General features: G+C 43.6%; 25 protein-coding genes. 24 read left to right on the top strand and 1 reads right to left on the bottom strand.

Annotation, left to right across the window (positions count from 1 at the left end):
* The first annotated feature begins 6 nt into the window (after positions 1-6).
* The 14 genes from ACE41H_RS15280 (at position 7) to ACE41H_RS15215 (ending at position 7,289) form a co-directional block, all read left to right on the top strand.
* Positions 7-1,296, top strand: coding sequence for a hypothetical protein (locus tag ACE41H_RS15280; protein ID WP_375356265.1), 1,290 nt, complete (start codon positions 7-9; stop codon positions 1,294-1,296).
* A complete protein-coding gene (locus tag ACE41H_RS15275) occupies positions 1,293-2,126 on the top strand; it encodes a ThiF family adenylyltransferase (RefSeq protein WP_375356263.1) in 834 nt (277 codons plus the stop codon). Before ACE41H_RS15280 ends, ACE41H_RS15275 begins: the two co-directional genes overlap by 4 nt.
* A 264-nt stretch (positions 2,127-2,390) precedes the next feature.
* Positions 2,391-2,711: a hypothetical protein gene (locus tag ACE41H_RS15270; RefSeq protein ID WP_375356261.1), complete on the top strand. Its 321-nt coding sequence runs from the start codon at positions 2,391-2,393 to the stop codon at positions 2,709-2,711.
* Between the two features lie 100 nt (positions 2,712-2,811).
* Positions 2,812-3,204, top strand: a complete 393-nt coding sequence (locus ACE41H_RS15265) for a hypothetical protein (protein WP_375356259.1) — start codon at positions 2,812-2,814, stop codon at positions 3,202-3,204.
* A gap of 56 nt (positions 3,205-3,260) precedes the next feature.
* Positions 3,261-3,509, top strand: coding sequence for a hypothetical protein (locus ACE41H_RS15260; protein ID WP_375356258.1), 249 nt, complete (start codon positions 3,261-3,263; stop codon positions 3,507-3,509).
* A gap of 71 nt (positions 3,510-3,580) precedes the next feature.
* Positions 3,581-4,024: a hypothetical protein gene (locus tag ACE41H_RS15255; RefSeq protein ID WP_375356257.1), complete on the top strand. Its 444-nt coding sequence runs from the start codon at positions 3,581-3,583 to the stop codon at positions 4,022-4,024.
* 298 nt (positions 4,025-4,322) lie between these two features.
* Positions 4,323-4,553, top strand: a complete 231-nt coding sequence (locus tag ACE41H_RS15250) for a hypothetical protein (RefSeq protein ID WP_375356255.1) — start codon at positions 4,323-4,325, stop codon at positions 4,551-4,553.
* Between the two features lie 2 nt (positions 4,554-4,555).
* Positions 4,556-5,149, top strand: a complete 594-nt coding sequence (locus tag ACE41H_RS15245) for an HNH endonuclease signature motif containing protein (protein WP_375356253.1) — start codon at positions 4,556-4,558, stop codon at positions 5,147-5,149.
* A 114-nt stretch (positions 5,150-5,263) separates the two neighbouring features.
* Positions 5,264-5,425 carry a zinc-finger-containing protein gene (locus ACE41H_RS15240; RefSeq protein WP_375356252.1) on the top strand — a complete coding sequence of 54 codons (162 nt, stop codon included), beginning with the start codon at positions 5,264-5,266 and terminating at the stop codon, positions 5,423-5,425.
* A complete protein-coding gene (locus tag ACE41H_RS15235) occupies positions 5,422-5,997 on the top strand; it encodes a phosphoadenosine phosphosulfate reductase domain-containing protein (RefSeq protein ID WP_375356250.1) in 576 nt (191 codons plus the stop codon). Before ACE41H_RS15240 ends, ACE41H_RS15235 begins: the two co-directional genes overlap by 4 nt.
* A gap of 33 nt (positions 5,998-6,030) precedes the next feature.
* Positions 6,031-6,264, top strand: a complete 234-nt coding sequence (locus ACE41H_RS15230; RefSeq protein WP_375356249.1) for a hypothetical protein — start codon at positions 6,031-6,033, stop codon at positions 6,262-6,264.
* Positions 6,261-6,617, top strand: a complete 357-nt coding sequence (locus ACE41H_RS15225; RefSeq protein WP_375356247.1) for a hypothetical protein — start codon at positions 6,261-6,263, stop codon at positions 6,615-6,617. Before ACE41H_RS15230 ends, ACE41H_RS15225 begins: the two co-directional genes overlap by 4 nt.
* Before the next feature lie 219 nt (positions 6,618-6,836).
* On the top strand, positions 6,837-7,031 hold the full coding sequence (locus ACE41H_RS15220) for a helix-turn-helix domain-containing protein (RefSeq protein ID WP_375356246.1): 195 nt from the start codon (positions 6,837-6,839) through the stop codon (positions 7,029-7,031).
* 105 nt (positions 7,032-7,136) lie between these two features.
* The gene (locus ACE41H_RS15215) at positions 7,137-7,289 is read left to right on the top strand and encodes a hypothetical protein (RefSeq protein WP_375356245.1); all 153 of its coding nucleotides are present in this window, start codon (positions 7,137-7,139) and stop codon (positions 7,287-7,289) included.
* 727 nt (positions 7,290-8,016) lie between these two features.
* Here the strand turns inward: ACE41H_RS15215 and ACE41H_RS15210 are convergent.
* Complete coding sequence (locus ACE41H_RS15210) at positions 8,017-8,262, bottom strand: hypothetical protein (RefSeq protein WP_375356243.1); 246 nt, start codon at positions 8,260-8,262, stop codon at positions 8,017-8,019.
* Positions 8,263-8,608: 346 nt separating this feature from the next.
* Here ACE41H_RS15210 and ACE41H_RS15205 point away from each other — a divergent pair, with 346 nt between their 5' ends.
* The 10 genes from ACE41H_RS15205 (at position 8,609) to ACE41H_RS15160 (ending at position 15,322) form a co-directional block, all read left to right on the top strand.
* Positions 8,609-9,271, top strand: coding sequence for a tyrosine-type recombinase/integrase (locus ACE41H_RS15205; protein ID WP_375356242.1), 663 nt, complete (start codon positions 8,609-8,611; stop codon positions 9,269-9,271).
* Positions 9,272-9,561: 290 nt separating this feature from the next.
* On the top strand, positions 9,562-9,768 hold the full coding sequence (locus ACE41H_RS15200; protein WP_375356240.1) for a hypothetical protein: 207 nt from the start codon (positions 9,562-9,564) through the stop codon (positions 9,766-9,768).
* Positions 9,769-9,879: 111 nt separating this feature from the next.
* Positions 9,880-10,443, top strand: coding sequence for a hypothetical protein (locus tag ACE41H_RS15195; protein ID WP_375356238.1), 564 nt, complete (start codon positions 9,880-9,882; stop codon positions 10,441-10,443).
* A gap of 200 nt (positions 10,444-10,643) precedes the next feature.
* Entirely contained in the window at positions 10,644-11,408 is a 765-nt protein-coding gene (locus tag ACE41H_RS15190) for a DUF3825 domain-containing protein (protein ID WP_375356237.1), read from the top strand.
* Positions 11,409-11,647: 239 nt separating this feature from the next.
* Complete coding sequence (locus ACE41H_RS15185; RefSeq protein ID WP_375356235.1) at positions 11,648-11,920, top strand: DNA-entry nuclease; 273 nt, start codon at positions 11,648-11,650, stop codon at positions 11,918-11,920.
* Positions 11,921-12,293: 373 nt separating this feature from the next.
* Entirely contained in the window at positions 12,294-12,500 is a 207-nt protein-coding gene (locus tag ACE41H_RS15180) for a hypothetical protein (RefSeq protein ID WP_375356233.1), read from the top strand.
* Positions 12,501-13,064: 564 nt separating this feature from the next.
* Positions 13,065-13,751, top strand: a complete 687-nt coding sequence (locus ACE41H_RS15175) for a tyrosine-type recombinase/integrase (protein ID WP_375356231.1) — start codon at positions 13,065-13,067, stop codon at positions 13,749-13,751.
* Between the two features lie 71 nt (positions 13,752-13,822).
* The gene (locus ACE41H_RS15170) at positions 13,823-14,098 is read left to right on the top strand and encodes a hypothetical protein (protein WP_375356229.1); all 276 of its coding nucleotides are present in this window, start codon (positions 13,823-13,825) and stop codon (positions 14,096-14,098) included.
* A gap of 502 nt (positions 14,099-14,600) precedes the next feature.
* Complete coding sequence (locus ACE41H_RS15165; protein WP_375356228.1) at positions 14,601-14,996, top strand: restriction endonuclease; 396 nt, start codon at positions 14,601-14,603, stop codon at positions 14,994-14,996.
* 77 nt (positions 14,997-15,073) lie between these two features.
* On the top strand, positions 15,074-15,322 hold the full coding sequence (locus ACE41H_RS15160; protein ID WP_355323229.1) for a hypothetical protein: 249 nt from the start codon (positions 15,074-15,076) through the stop codon (positions 15,320-15,322).
* Positions 15,323-15,410: the final 88 nt, after the last annotated feature.

The following is a 15,410-nucleotide window of genomic DNA, read 5'->3' as shown; positions in this document are numbered from 1 at the left end:
TAATATATGTCGAATCAGGACCTGTTTGGATATTTTTCAAGAAAAAAGGAAGAGCCAGTAGGAGATCAGGAAAAGTCTCCAGTTAGTGGATCTGATTCTGAACACCAGGAGTGTACATCTCCTACCCATGACGACGCTGGAGTTCCTTCAAAGATGTCTGGATCCGTTGACGTGAGTCTGCAAATTGACCCAGATCAACAGGGTGAAGCACAAAGTGAAGATGAACAGAGCTCAGATCCAGAAGAGTCATCAGGCCCAGAAAAGCTGGAACTTGACCTCTTCCCCGATGAGAAAGCTGCCAAAGGCGAAAATAAGGATAAGCAAGTTAAATTCAATCACATGACCTTTGCTGTATACGCTGGTAATACAATACCGGTAAGCAAATTGGTACCGGATGTAGAAAACTGCAACATGGAGGATGTTCGGAAAAAGCTTGAAAAGCACTATCCCGAATTGTCCAAGCAGCGCACAAAGATGGAATATGATCAGAAAAAGAATCTCATCATTTTCACCGTAACGATCGGCCGTAAAGGTGCGAAGGCTATTGAGGGGATAGAGGGTTATTTCACCTCTTATACGGAACTCCTGGAAGACATACAGCCTATTAATTATCTTGCTGCAAAAAATGGCCACTACGAAATACGAAAAAATGCAATCGGTACATTTGTGAGCGAATGTACCAATGTAGTAGCCAAGGAGAAGCTGGTAAAACTAGGAGACGGACTTGAACCCGCACAGAATGAATGCCAAGAGGGGTTTCATTTAGAGCTTCCTCCAATCCCATACCTAATTCTACAGCAGATCGTATCCTTTTTTTCAGATCTTGCCGCAGCTTGTGACGTGGAAGCCACGAGCGTAATTTATTGGGATACGTGGCATCGTCGTTATTTCGCGGATATTCCTCCTCAATTAGTGGGTAAAACATTCGTAGATGTGCGATACCCTTCGTACTTCGATGCTATTAAAGTACTCGAGATACATTCGCACAACACAATGGATACCTATTTCAGTTCAACTGATAATCGAGACGAGTTGGAAATGATGGTTTATGGGGTCATTGGCTGTCTGCAGCAGCAGGAGGATGATGTTGCATTCAATCTGAAGCTAAGAGCATCAATGCAAGGGCGATTCTTTAATTTGCAACCATCCTACATTTTTGATCACCCAATTCCAGATCAAAATATTCTGAACAATATGCTTCCAGATTCCAACCGGCCCTTAAGGACGGATTATACGCACTATCCGGTTGAATGGGTATCTCGGTTGAAAATATCTGGAGGGGGAAAGATGCGATGAATTTACTTTCCTTGTATAAGGGATCATATACAACAAAGTACAAATCTGTACTCTATAATATCATTATCTTGGGGTGCGGCGGCACAGGCGGGTATCTGGTACAGCGGCTTTCAAAGATGCTGTATGCCTTCGGCGAGACCCGGTACATATGTACTTTGGTAGATCCGGATACCGTAGAAAAAGGGAATCTTTTACGCCAGCCATTTCTCCCTTCCGATATAGGGAGAAAAAAAGCTGAGGTTTTAGCAGAACGTTATGGGCTGACCTATGGACTTCGTATAGGATCTGTGACGGATGCTTATGTGGAGAGTGTAGACCAGCTCGAAAAGCTGTTTGCTCGTAAAGAGTATAGCTGGGGTTACGATCAATACGTTCAGGACGTGTTGATCGGCTGCGTGGATAATAATTATTCGCGCCAAGTCATGAATGAATACTTCAAGAAGTCTTCGGGATTGATATACATCGATGCCGGCATTGAAGGAGTTTGGGGACCCGAAAGTCCCGCGTATAGGTGGTCTTCCGAAGAGAAAGAGTTGCATCAGAGCAGCGGCTATTCTGGGCAAGTCGTTGTAGGTCTTAAATATGAGGATAAGGTTTTACTTGATCCCGTACTGGAACTGTATCCAGTATGGGAGAAAGATTCAATTCCCCCGTCCCATAATTGCGGGATCGAGCCGAATCAACCGCAACGCATGATATCCAATGAGATGGCTGCACTACAAATCTCGGTCATTCTAAATGAGCTGTTTGCGAGTAATTCAATCTTGATACATCAAATTAATTTCAATGCTCAGCTTGGAAATAGTAGACCCGTTTATGTCGAAAATTAAATATTTGTCAAGGATTCCTTGTGAATCCTTGGCATTTTTTGTATTGACTAATGTCAGAAGCTATGGTAAAAATAAATTATTAATGATTTATTGATTTTCTTCGTGAGCTCCAAATTAAAGGACGCACCGAAGATCAATGTTGGCTGATTGAGCCATAATAAACTTATATAAGCTTATTTGCTATGGAAACAAACACCAATTAGGTGTTTTTTGTGTTTTCATGGCTTTTTTTATTTCTAATCAAAATGAAAGGATGAATTCGTTATGAACATGGAAGAAAGAATGAAAAGAATCATGGGTTGTATTGTTACTGATGAAAAATTCAAAAGGGACCTACAGCATGACCTTAACATGCTGAAAATGCATCAAATCGTCTTCTGGTATGTGTACGATTGTGGTACTCATTCATTCCCAGTCGAGGAAGTGAACCAGTTCCAGGAGGAATGGATTGAAACTAGGAAAGATATGTATAGCGGCCATACTGAAAGTATGTCAGCACTGTTTTTAATCGATGGAAAGGCTGGGAGGATAACAGCCGTTGATTTTCAAAGTAGTGACTGGGTTTCAAAGGTTACAGCTGCTTAACTTGGACATGAAGAGAAGGAAATGATTCAATTTGTGAATCATTTCCTTCTCTGGGTGGACCAATATGCCATTATGGCTAACTATAAGGGGGATTTTGTTTATGAAACTTCAATTAATGTTTGAGACCAATAAAGACTGCTCTTGCTATGTACCTGCTCTGAAACTTGGTGTTGTAGGATTTGATATTGATGATGCCCGTGAGACCATTAAAGACCTCATCGAACTGGAATTGGCCAATGGAGCTGCAATCGAGACCTATTCGTTTGACAAGATTCAGGTTGATGGTAAGTCCTATACCTGCTTGATCGAGCAGAGCTCAGAAACAGGTAGATATTCATGTTACTTGCCTGGACTAAGACTGAGCGCTTCCGGATCTACACAAGGTGAATCAAAAATTGCTGCTGCAGACCTGCTTTTGAAGCATAAAGAGGAGCCATTTGCAGATGAAATCCATCTCGAAATGTTAACGGTAGCACATAAAGTTGCAATCTAATTCAAAGAGGTCATGTTCATACATGGCCTTTTTGATTGTCTGGATGTGGAGGATGAATGAATATAAGTGAATTCATAGACAAGCGATATCGCTTGTTTTATAATAAAAATAAGCGATATCGCTTATTTATTGGGGAGGTGGCTATCTTGGGGAGATCGGTACCAAGGCGATCTAACGAAACTAAGCAAACCGGCCAGGGAGTGATTAAAGAATACAAACTGCCACCAGAAGATTTGGCGAAAATTGTAGGAAAGCCGATTCCTAAATCGCATAGCAAGCCATTGGGTTTTAAAACTCGTAGGTAACGCATTTTGCTATGAAACAGGTCAAAAATTTCGTCATGTTCAACTGACAGAAAAAGAAAGGTGACTAAAGCATGGAAAACACCAAACTGTATTTGCTTCCTCCTCTTAATGAGGGAGTAAAAGTAACTTTCACAATGGAAACATTTAATTATGAATATGGATCTGAACTTGACGACTATGGAGATCGTGAAGTTGTTGATGTTTCGCGAGAATTTAGCATACAAGCTGTGGTGCCAAAAATTTCTTTCCTAGATTGGATAGAAACACTTTGCTCACTTCGAAATAATCAAGTCACTACAACTCATTTATACACTAAACAAATCATCCCCTATACGCCAGATGACAGTGCTGTTTGGGCGTATTTTAATCAGGTAAAAGGGAATCTACTAACTAATGGATATAGATACGACAATCAATATAAAGTAAGGATTTACATGTACTTTATCGAAGAGTTCAATTATTTTGTACTACTTAGACTTCTAACTCACCATGATAAAGTGACACTCCGTTCTTAGATAGTTACCGGGAGGTTATGGAATGAGGGAGTACGCAGTGTATAAGGGAGAAGAGATGCTAGCAATCGGAACCGCTGAGGAATGTGCTGCAAAGTTGGGAGTACAGGCGGACTACATCCGATGGTTGACGACGCCGACAGCGAAAAGACGATTGGCTAAACGGAAGAATCCTGATAAATGTGTTGTCGGTGACTTAATTTCATAGAACTTTAGGAGATCGTGAATGCTGGGATGGTATGGCTATGATCACGATGGAAGATACGGAAGTAGCAGATTACAAATCGGTGGGGGTATGAACATGCGAAACACTTTAGGGGATCTGAACAATCATTTATTCGCTCAATTGGAGCGACTGAGTGATGAAGAACTGAGCGGCGACAAATTGGCCGAGGAAATCACAAGGGCTAAAGCCGTGACTAGTGTGGCTTCTCAAATCATCGCAAATGGGTCGCTGGTTTTGGAAGCTACGAGGCTCGGGAATGACAAGATGAATGTTGATACCAGCTTGCCAAAGATGCTGGAGGGCTGATAATGGTTCTTCGGTACACCCCTGAACAACGGGATTTCATAAAGAACAACGCTGCTGGTAAAGGGAATGCAGAACTGACGGAATTATTCAACGCACGTTTCGGTTTGAATTTATCTGTAGAGAAGATCAAATGCTTTAAGGCTAACCATAGGATTAGCAGCGGGTTAACTGGCAGATTTGAGTCTGGGCACGTTCCAGCCAACAAGGGGAAGAAGGGCCTTAGTCAGGGTGGCGTGGAAACACAATTCAAGAAGGGCCGCAAGCCGCATAATTACGTACCTGTGGGGTCCGAAAGAGTTAATGGTGATGACTACGTTGATATAAAGGTAGCCGATCCGAACAAATGGCGAGGGAAGCATTTAATTGTATGGGAGCAGCACCAGGGCTGCTCCGTTCCTAAAGGACATGCTGTTATCTTCGGCGACGGGAACCGCCGCAATTTTGATCCAGACAATTTGATACTGGTTACCCGGGGGCAGCTTGCAATCATGAACAAGAACGGTCTGATTCAGAAAAATGCTGAATTTACAAGGACCGGTATTATTATGGCAGACATTATCAAGAAAATTGGGGAGAAGAGGCGTAGGAAGAAATGATAAATGAATACCCAATCCCAACCAATTGCCCTTATTGCAGCAGCATCGTCATACCAGCAACGCTGCGATCTATGGTAGAGAATACGGCAATGGCCGCTGTTATAAATGTAGAGAATGCACGCCTATGTCGGTGTGCATGATGGGACGGATATTCCGCTGGGTCGTCTGGCCAATCGTGAGCTGCGTGAGCTAAAAAAGCAGTGTCACGCCTTGTTTGATCCGGTCTGGAAGAACAAAAAAAGGCTGGAGACGGGAAGAACGGCAGCAGGTCATTGAAACGGGCCAAAGCCGGACAGAAGTCCTCTGGATCAATCCGGTTGCTGCCGGTCAGGTGGGGCAGATGCAATTATTTTGAGGGAAAGGACGGATACAGGATGAACCGGATAATCTTCTTCAGCGGCGGAAAGGCGAGTCTGGCAACTGCTGATTATGTAAAGACCAAGTATCCAGAGGACGACATTATTCTATACTTCACTGACACTCTGTGGGAGAACGAGGACTTATACCGGTTTATCAATGAATCATCGGACAAACTGCAGTTGCCAATGTTAATACACAGTTCCGGCATGAACCCGATACAACTAATGTTTGAAAAAAAGCTTGTCTTTAACAGCATGATCGGGGATTGCTCCAAGATACTCAAAATGCGTGTTGCCTCTGACTTCCTCAAGAAGGGGAAAAGGCCAGTAGTAGAAGAATGGCGGAATAAACAGTATTTGAAGAATGAGGATTTTGTAAGGGATGCGGTGCTGTACTTTGGAATTGGGTTCGAAGTGGACAGTATTACGTTGATTGGCCGACAGGCCCCCGGATCGACCGAACAACCCAGCGTAGCGGGGGCCGAATAAGGGCTTCTAGGGCCTTAACAGGGAGGGATATACATGGATAAGAAATATGCAATTGCCAGAGAAAATGACAAGGAGCAAACAGAATTTCTGCAAAATCTATATGGCGATGATTGTTACACAGATGATTTGGGATGTGTGCTTGAGTTGGACGAGGTTTCGGCGCGTTTGCATCTGATTGACGATGAATATGTAATCGAACTTCGGTATGACGAGGACGGATGTATTGAAGACTTTGTTCGGATTGAGGGGGAGGAAGAACAATCATGAATAAACCACAGGACATGATGGATGAAAAGCTAGACTTTGCTATTGCGGATCTGATGGGTTGGGTAAATGCATGGGATGGTAAAAGGCTTGTATGGGTTGATGGGGCAACAAATGAGTTTCGGCGTAAGGTGACGGAGTGGCACCCATCTTCTGATCCTGCCGCCTCTCTGGAGGTACAGGCAAAGGCGATTGATATAAAGTTCTATAAGCGAGAGGGCCTTACTTACGATCTGACTTATCGCCTATTTAACGACGTAGAGGATATAGAAAATTGCCACGATGCTTACCCCGAAGACTTCAAAGTGCGCGTTGATACTATTCTGGCGGATCGGGTAGGGGAGAGCGTGGTATGACACAGTTCGCAAAAGTAAAGCAGATAACAGCGTTGATTATTAACCTCGTTTTAACGCTGCTGCCTGCCTGAAAGAGTTCAGGATCAAGCTATGTCGGCAGGCCCTATCAACATGCCTAATCTAAGGCATACTGAATCCCTTCACCACCTAAATAGTATGGACAATATTAGCGTATTCGCTTACTCTTATATTGTCATTTTTTATAGGTAGGTGGAAAGGGTGAAAGAAAAAAAGTACAACCCATTGGATCACATTATGGATGTTCAAGAGGCATCAGAACTGTGGGGACTTGCCCCATCAACAATAAAAGACCTTTGTCATAACAAATTGGAAGAAAAGGGATTAGCTATCAAAAAAGGAAAAACATGGATTTTATATAGAGATCAAGAGAATCCTAAGAAATACAAAGATTGAGCCCAACACGGCTAAAAGTCGTTGGATTCTTAGCCAGTTAACATCCGCAATCCGTTTCTGGTTTGGACAACTAGTTATTCCACGGCTCCCACCAATGCGGCTGATTTGGTTGTGGCCAAAACGGATCTGCAGCAGGTGGCCATGCTAATGGGCCACTATAAGGAGGACGGGACGCCGAACATCGCGATGACCATGATCTACACCACGCCAGGCGTCGAGGATTTGGAGGCAGCGGTGGAGTCGATCAGCTGGACTTAAGCAGAGGACGATTAGGAGGTGGCGTTTAGCCCTATGAGAAAGTTCTGTGAATGGCTTTGGGATCAGAGAAGAGACTTTTTGCTTACCTTTTTGATGATTTACTCAATTATGATAGTGACCTGGATATTTATTGCGATTTTGGATTAGTGGTGTTGGTTTCGAATGTATAGTTCGATGCAACAAGGAAATAAAACCAATTGTCCCTACAGGCACTCACACCCGATTCTACGAAGTGGGCAGAGACAAGCTCGTGAATTGAATCATGAGTTGTTGACTCCCAGACATGAAGCCACCGATGTCAGGTATTGCGCCAACAGCGGTGGTTTTTTGATTAGTTGACTGCTCCCCATAACATTATATGCTTGTCGTAACTTGGGCGGCTGGGGATTCGTGCAATTTGAACAATAACTTTTGACTGCCGCAGCATCTCCAGCATCTTAATATGCCTCCGACCCTGAGTACGACGTACATGAATCCAACCACGGTATGTGGCGGACAGGTTCCGGCCGATCTCCCCCTGTCAAACAATCCCCGTGGCGTACCGAAAGCTTTGACGACCGGTCGCGTGATCCTCCATGCAGACTTGGGCAGATTCAGGAAGCTGGTCAGCAGATAAATTGCCGTAAAATATAGCGGCTTGCAGATAACGCATGTATCCTTTGCGAGGATTCAAAGAACCGTTTTTGGTGCCTGGACTCCTAGACGTCGTTTTGCAGCTGCTTGTATTTTATATCAATTTTTCTCCACAATAAGGACAGTGTAAGATTTCAACTGAATCAACATCCTCACAGTCGTATTCATCAACAGGGTAACTGAAACACAACTCCCATGGTCCAATAGAATCTTTCATTATATAAACCTTGTCGTCTTCAGGTTTAGCATAACTGGATGGTTTGTTTTCTCTATATTTCTTGTTGAAGTTTATTATTTGATCACATTCATGATGTCTCGTATTTTCTGCCTTATTATCCATCTACATATTCATCCTCTCTATAGAACAATTTCGGGTGATAGCCTCATAATTCTACTTGATTTCGATTCAAACGAACAGGGTAGAAGTATTACGGTGGATAAGAAAATGGGATGTCATGTGAATTTTTGTTCGGTGACAAGGTATGACTTCTCTTTATGATACACTCAAGGTAAATGCCGCAGGGAAAGGTGTGTGATGTGCCCAGTATACGAGCAGATCCGGTGCCAGATCACATTAAACGGTGGTTTAAATGTGATATAATGGAATCGTGGAAGCCGCATTCCACCGTTTCATAAGCCCGACTTTTTTCGTCGTGTTATCTATTTTCAATTGAGAGGGGTCACAAATGTTTCATGAATTTCAACAACATCTAGAAGAAAGAGGCCTCGTCCTTGCAACAAGAAAAAGTTACCAGTCTAGCTGGAATCGGTTTGAGAAATGGTTTCAAGCTGCAAATTCGAACCAGGAGGAGAACAATCCAATTTATGCCACCCAAAAAGATATAGCAGACTTTAAAAGGAATTTATTGGTAGCTGGCGGGAGAGAGGGAAAACCAGCCTCACCGGCAACGAATAATTTGACGTTCGTCCATCTGAATGCGATTTTTCGTTTTTTTGCCGATAAAGGATACATACCAGACAATCCGGTCGGAACGGTCAAGAAGCCGCCAGTACCTCGTCGTCTTCCGAAGTGGTTGACCCGTAATGAGCAGAATGCACTGCTGAGGGACGTAAGGAACCGGGGGAGCAAACGGGACAACGCCATCATCCTGACCTTTTTGCGACTTGGGCTCCGCGTCCACGAGGTTTGCGATCTGGAGCTCACGGACATATCGATGAGCGAGCGTAAGGGTACGGCCTATATTCGGGGGAAAGGAGATAAGGACCGGGAGTTGCCGATCAGTGCGGAGCTGCGACGATATTCACCAGCAGGCTGCCTGAACGGATTCAAGAGCGTAGTTGAGACCTCCATCCGAAATTGTTTCCAAGATCCTTCCTGTTCAACGTAACGAATTCGGAAACCAGAATCCAGAAGACCGAGGTGGTAGCGGGCGGCACCAATATGGGGGTCCAGAGTCTTTTCCTTCATTAAATAGTGGTCATTCAATTAAGCCGACGCTGCATAGAGAAATTCTATTTAAGGTTATCTCTGAAACAGATGGAGCTGACAAGCTGAAAAAGATAAAGGACGTTCTGAATAAAGTTGATCCGCAGGAACGGGGCATTCCGGAGGAGCAACGGCATGCAAGGAAAAATCATGAATAGGCTGTATAGCCGATTCTTACGGGGGGTTACTTGAATGGAATTTGAAGATAATTATACATATCCTGCTTTTTGTGATGGGAAAATGCGAGAATTCTACATTCATGAGCATGATGACGATGAATATAGAATTGAATGGTTTGATAACGATCAAGAGGAATGGGTGCATGTAGATCAGTTGATGGGCTGGTATGCTGGCGCAATAAAGATGAGAAGTGCAGCGAACGGACAACAGGACAATTAAGCTTGTTGGCAACGATGTTCCGGCAAGTTGGAGTGATATGAAAAATGGGGGAATTTACAGCTATGTCCAAATCAAAAAAGACAAACCGTAATAGGACGGAGTGGAAATTTAATGAGAACCTATGATGTGCTTGAAATTAACCCGAATAAAATAATCATTACCTACTGTAATCATGGAATCGTTCGTGTTACAAATATCGAGATTGGCCGCACATATTGGGTTCATCCAGATAACCCTTTAAAACTTAAGCATCGCGGACGAAATTGTGTTGTTACTAACTTCTATCGGGATAAACATGGTCATGCTATTGATGCTTCTGTCCGCTTTTTGGATGACAACCGCAAAGGCCGTGTCGATCTTAATGATCTTGTTGCCGACGAACCTGCTCTTACACTAAAGCGATTATACGAAAAATATGATAACCTCCAGCAGTATTTACCTGACAACGTCCCCGACTTATTATTCACCAAAAATGAACTTAAGTACATGGGACGCGTTCCTAATGGAGATCCAGTCGCCAGCGTTTACTATGCTGACCAGAAGCGATCCTTTCCTTTGTTCGATCTGCAGGCGACGCGGACGACGAGGAAACAGAAGGGCTTTTCGTTAATCTCCAAGAACGAGACTCCTGAAGATATTATTAAGCGTCGAAAGTGCGCTTCAGGTCTGAAATGAACCCGAAGCTGGCGAAATTTGCTCCTTGCGGCTCTTGGTATCCTTGATAGTCGGTTGGACTTAATACAGAAGAAAGAGGCTTGAAAGTGGATCTCGCAGAAGATAATTTTTTATGGGGTTGTTCGTAATATCTATCCGGAAATTATTGGAATCCATCTCATAAATGTCAAATTTAAAACTTTTTCACGGGAGTGAGCTTAATGTCTTTTCCAGAGCAATTAACCGATTTTGCATTCTTTTATAAATATGAGAGCCATCTTCAGAATCTGGCTGACTTTGCAGAGAAAGAGGATTGGGATTACAAATATACTGAATATGAATATGACCTTCCAGTGCTTTCTAATTACATCAAATATACATATAAAAAATTAGCTGAGGAAGAGAAAATATCAATAACAGATGACGGTAAGTATGCCTGCTTTGATACTGGTTTAATGACTAAGAACCAGGAACCGATTTATGCTTTCTTCGCAAAAAATCGAAATAAAGACCTTGAGCCATGGTTTTTCACACAATGGGCACGGAAAGGCGATTATTGCCTTAATATATTCCCAGTATTGCCTGAAATGGCCCATTATTTTGAGGATCCAAACGATCTTGTCTTTGATACGCGCTTGGAGATCAGGGCTAACGTTGAACATATTATAGAAGAGAATAAAGAAAGATTCCCCGAACCCTTTCGGACTATGGATTTATATATGGTACAGACAACATTTAAAGGGGCTTTAGATAATGCCAAAATGAGGGTTAGACGGAGTTACAAAATTGCAATTCCTCAATATTACAGGGGGAGGATGCAATTGCTTTTACCCATTTGCCTTGCCAATCCTAACAAAGCTGATATTGCTCTAACTATTGAGAAAATGGATGGTTTTTATCGAGCCTCAACCATATTGACATTGGATATGGCTTATAATAATGCCCGCCAGATTGCGAGACCAGATAAAGACTGGTTGCAGCCATAAGAGAGCATCGCCACTGAACGTACCTTCTATCGAAGGAGCACCTGAGCTGCCATGCTCTTAGGCATACGTTCGGTCATGACCTGGTTGTGACAAATTATCCAAGGTTGCTCTGGGTCGTATCTGCTTATTACCGTATTGACTCGCTTGAAAAAATACAATGAGAGTTTTGCTAAGATTTTGGGCTATAAGCGGCCGTGACAGGAGTTTCTAAGGAACCTGGTGTAGAGGAAGTGTTCTAGATGAATGTAGATGACGTGCAGGGCGGGGGAACGGAAATCAAGTACGATCGATGGGGACGGATGAAGTATCATCCAGATTATCATCCCAACCAAGGTAAATCCTATTCGATTGCAGAACTAGCATATATCTGCAAGCATTATTCAAGAGGCAATGTCAAGACGCTATCTCTTGATGTTGGTAGAACTGAGCATTCTCTTCGTCAGCGGATTAATCAACTGAGGAAAGATGGTCAATTCAATCACTATAAGTTCTTGAAGCTCGGAGATGGCTAGCTTCAGTCCAATACGGCCGTGATGGAGATTTTACGACCTCCTGGCGTCGAGGATTTGGAGGCAGCGGTGGAGTCGATTAGCTGGACATAAAACCAAAAATGGAGGGTTATTACATGGATGATTTTTTAACTAGAGGAAGGAAATACAATTTGTAGGACGCGAAAGTGGAGGTTGATTGCTATAACTGTTTTGGAGATGAGACACCTGGATGTAAACTATGCAATGATACTAAAAAAATTAAAGTGACAGAGAGTTTTGCTAAGATTTTGGGCTATAAGCGTGACGTAACTGGAGTTTTTAGGCACTTAAAGTGGGAGAGTTGACAGCTATGGCCAAATCAAAAAAGACAACCAAGTAATAGGTTGCGTGGAAGGTGAAGACGCTGGAAGAATATTATGAACGTCTGCTTAAAGAAAATGATCGTCTTCATAGAATTGATTTGGACAAGCATCAGGAAATTGCCGATCTCCGTAATGAAATAAAATGGCTGAAAGAGCAACTCTCAGGTAATACGATGACCGAGAGGGAGGAACTCCTACTTCGTGTGGCCAAAGTTATTGTCCGCGAGTTGGACAAGTAATTGATCATCTGGCGAGGCTCGGGCCATAGGTACGATATTTCTGGATGGTCTCATTAGCCGATCGCGGAGCGTGCCCCGTTGGCCCCGGCTGCAGCTTCGTGGCGTAGGCTCCTTCCGGCTGCAGTCCGATCCTCCCGCGCCGTTGGGATGGTTCCGCACCCCTATTTTACCATAGTTCGCCAACAAAACATAGCACAGGAGTGGATTTATGTGCTATGTTTTGTTGGTTGCCTTCCAAGCACCTTTAAACCAATACGGTTGTTATTAGTATATTTCAAGAATGGTGCCAGGTGTGAAGCGACGCATAGAGACGTAGTGCGCCTAAGCCCGGGCGCTCGCCACGGCGTAGGCGCTCTCGTTATCGGGCGGACTAACCTGGCAGCGGGGCGTACCGGCATTTAGGCGGCGCTCTTCGCCGCCTAAATGCCGGTAGCATCAGCACTCTTCCAAAGTAAAAGCCTGGGTTATTCGCTCATTCGTTTTTCGTAGTCAAGGATGTCATCGTACGTCAATTCGTTGATAGGTTCTCCCAAAGCGTCGCAGCTGGTGGGATGACCCGGCGCAATGCTGCTATCCTCCAGAGACGTAGCTGTGCAGGCAGCCTCAGAACTGCAGACGGCCATACGACACATTATGCTTCCAGATCCTGAACCCAGGACTCTCACTCCGCAGCAGATTTTGTCACTCAAAAATATCTGTGACCGACTAGAAAGGTTTCATTTAAAACAGGATCGTAATAGGTTGGAAGAGCGGAGTAAATTAAAATCCTATGCCCGGCCGCTGAGGGACCGAGCCATGGTATACGTATTACTTTCAACCGGTCTCCGACGTGAAGAGTTGGTCAACATTGACTTGGATCAACTGGTACCTAATGCCCCCGACCTTTTGCCGACAGCTCGCGGGGCCAGGATCGTTAAGGTGCGCGGAAAAGGAAAAACCGAGGGTACTGTATACCTGTCTGCAGATGCCCGTAACGCTTTGTCCGATTACCTGCAGCATGAACGTCCGCTTGACGAAACAAGAGAGACAAAGGCTTTGTTCTTGAGTGTTATCACGCAGCCCAAGAGGAAGCCTGACGGACGAATACATCCACGTAGAATCAATGGAATCCTTGAGGAGATTGGTAAATGGCATGATGCTGAGCAAAAAGATGAGCGTAGAAAGATTTCTCCGTTACGTCCGTATGATTTGCGCCATACATTTCTTAATGAGTTGGCCAAAAAAAGTGTTAGTTTTGTTGAGGATTTATGACTTTGTTCAGATGTCTACTGATTCAACCGATATTTATATATAAGACAGATTGTCAATTGGAGGGATGATAAATGATTTGGAAGGATAAGGAGTTAGTAACAGTAGGAGATTTAATGGATTCAGGTATTAACGCCTGCGAAACGGAAGAAGAGGCCAAGCAGTTTATGGCTTTGTATAGAGCTGAAAACCTTGATGCTGATAATAATATTGGTTACATCAGCGGGTATTACTCGCCAGAGGAAGCAGCAAGGATAAGGCAATGGTTTGGAGTTGAACATCCATTTATCGAACCAGGAATGAGTCCAAAAGAAGTATTTGAGGCAGGGCTTAAATTCGGGAAAAAATGATAATTCAAAAATCATGATAGTTAGGAGTGGAAAAATTGAGCAATCAGTCCGTGGAGTGCGTTGATGGAGGTTTTCTTGTTACTCACGAGGATGTGGCTGTTGTATTTGTTTCAGATAATGAGTTACTTCTGGACAACGGGCTCGACGCACCGAAGTTTAGTCTTCGTGATCTGAAAAATAAAGTAGCATCTTGGAAAAATGATCCATTTTTCCACAACCGATTAGAGCATTGCTGTACTTAAAATCGGATGAAGACAGCAGCCGCTCCATAAAAAGGAGAGTGAGATAACTTGAGTAAGGAAACTGAGATTAGAGTACTAAAGGTATTGGCGTCATGATCGTAAGGCAGCAAAAGCATGTCGAACGTCTAAAAAAGTCGGGGATCGCTGATATCGATAAAATGGATGGACGACAATTCGAGCATTATCTTGGCCACTTGTTCAAATCGCAGGGATAATCAGTCAAAGTGACTCGTGCGGCCGGGGACTACGGGGCTGATTTAGTGCTTGAGAAGGCAGGGAAAAAGATCGTCGTACAAGCTAAACGGTACAGTAAGAGTGTCGGAATTGAAGCCGTTCAACAGGCACATAGCTCGCAGAACTACTACGGAGCGTCAGAAGCTTGGGTATTATCCAATCGCAATTACACCGAAGCTGCACGTAATTTGGCCAAGTCAAATAGCGTTCGGTTAATTGGACGCGATGAGCTTGTTGAAATGATTTTGAAAATGAATCCAGGTGCGGTCCCTTCTCCGAAAAAGATCATTCAGGAGAATCCTACGCAAGCTCAAGCGTGCAGCCGTTGCGGAAGCCCTATGGTTCTAAGAAAAGGCTCAAAAGGGGAGTTCTACGGGTGCAGTGCATTTCCGAAGTGCAGGAACATTAAGGCTATTTCGTGACATTAAGGAGTATTTACGCCTTTGCATAAATACTCCTTTTTTGATTCGTAAACCAATTACTTTTCAAGGAGAAGCCGATGAATATAAAGAGAGAACTGCGGCAGGCTGCAGAAAACGATGAATATGTAACCATACGTGAGAGTGATGGTTCCCGCCGTTTCGGCAAAGTGAGAATGGCGGACAATGAGTCACTTGTCAAAATCATTTCGGACTCAGCTACGGAATGGGTCCGAATTAAGGACATTACTCATGTTTCGAGGGTGCTTCCCTTTAATTCCAGGGAGCATACAAATGCAGACGGATCTGCAGATCTAAGCTCAGAATAATGGTTAATTTATTGGGGAGTGTTTCAACTTTAGTGTAATTGGTTTACTGCCAAGAGTTTAAATCAGCTGATACAGGGATAACCTTTAT

Origin of the sequence: Paenibacillus enshidis (genome assembly GCF_042136365.1) — a bacterium.
In the GTDB taxonomy this organism is placed as follows: Bacteria; Bacillota; Bacilli; order Paenibacillales; family Paenibacillaceae; genus Paenibacillus; species Paenibacillus enshidis.
The sequence above is the reverse complement of the archived record's forward strand: the minus strand, read 5'-3'. Positions and strand labels throughout refer to the sequence as shown.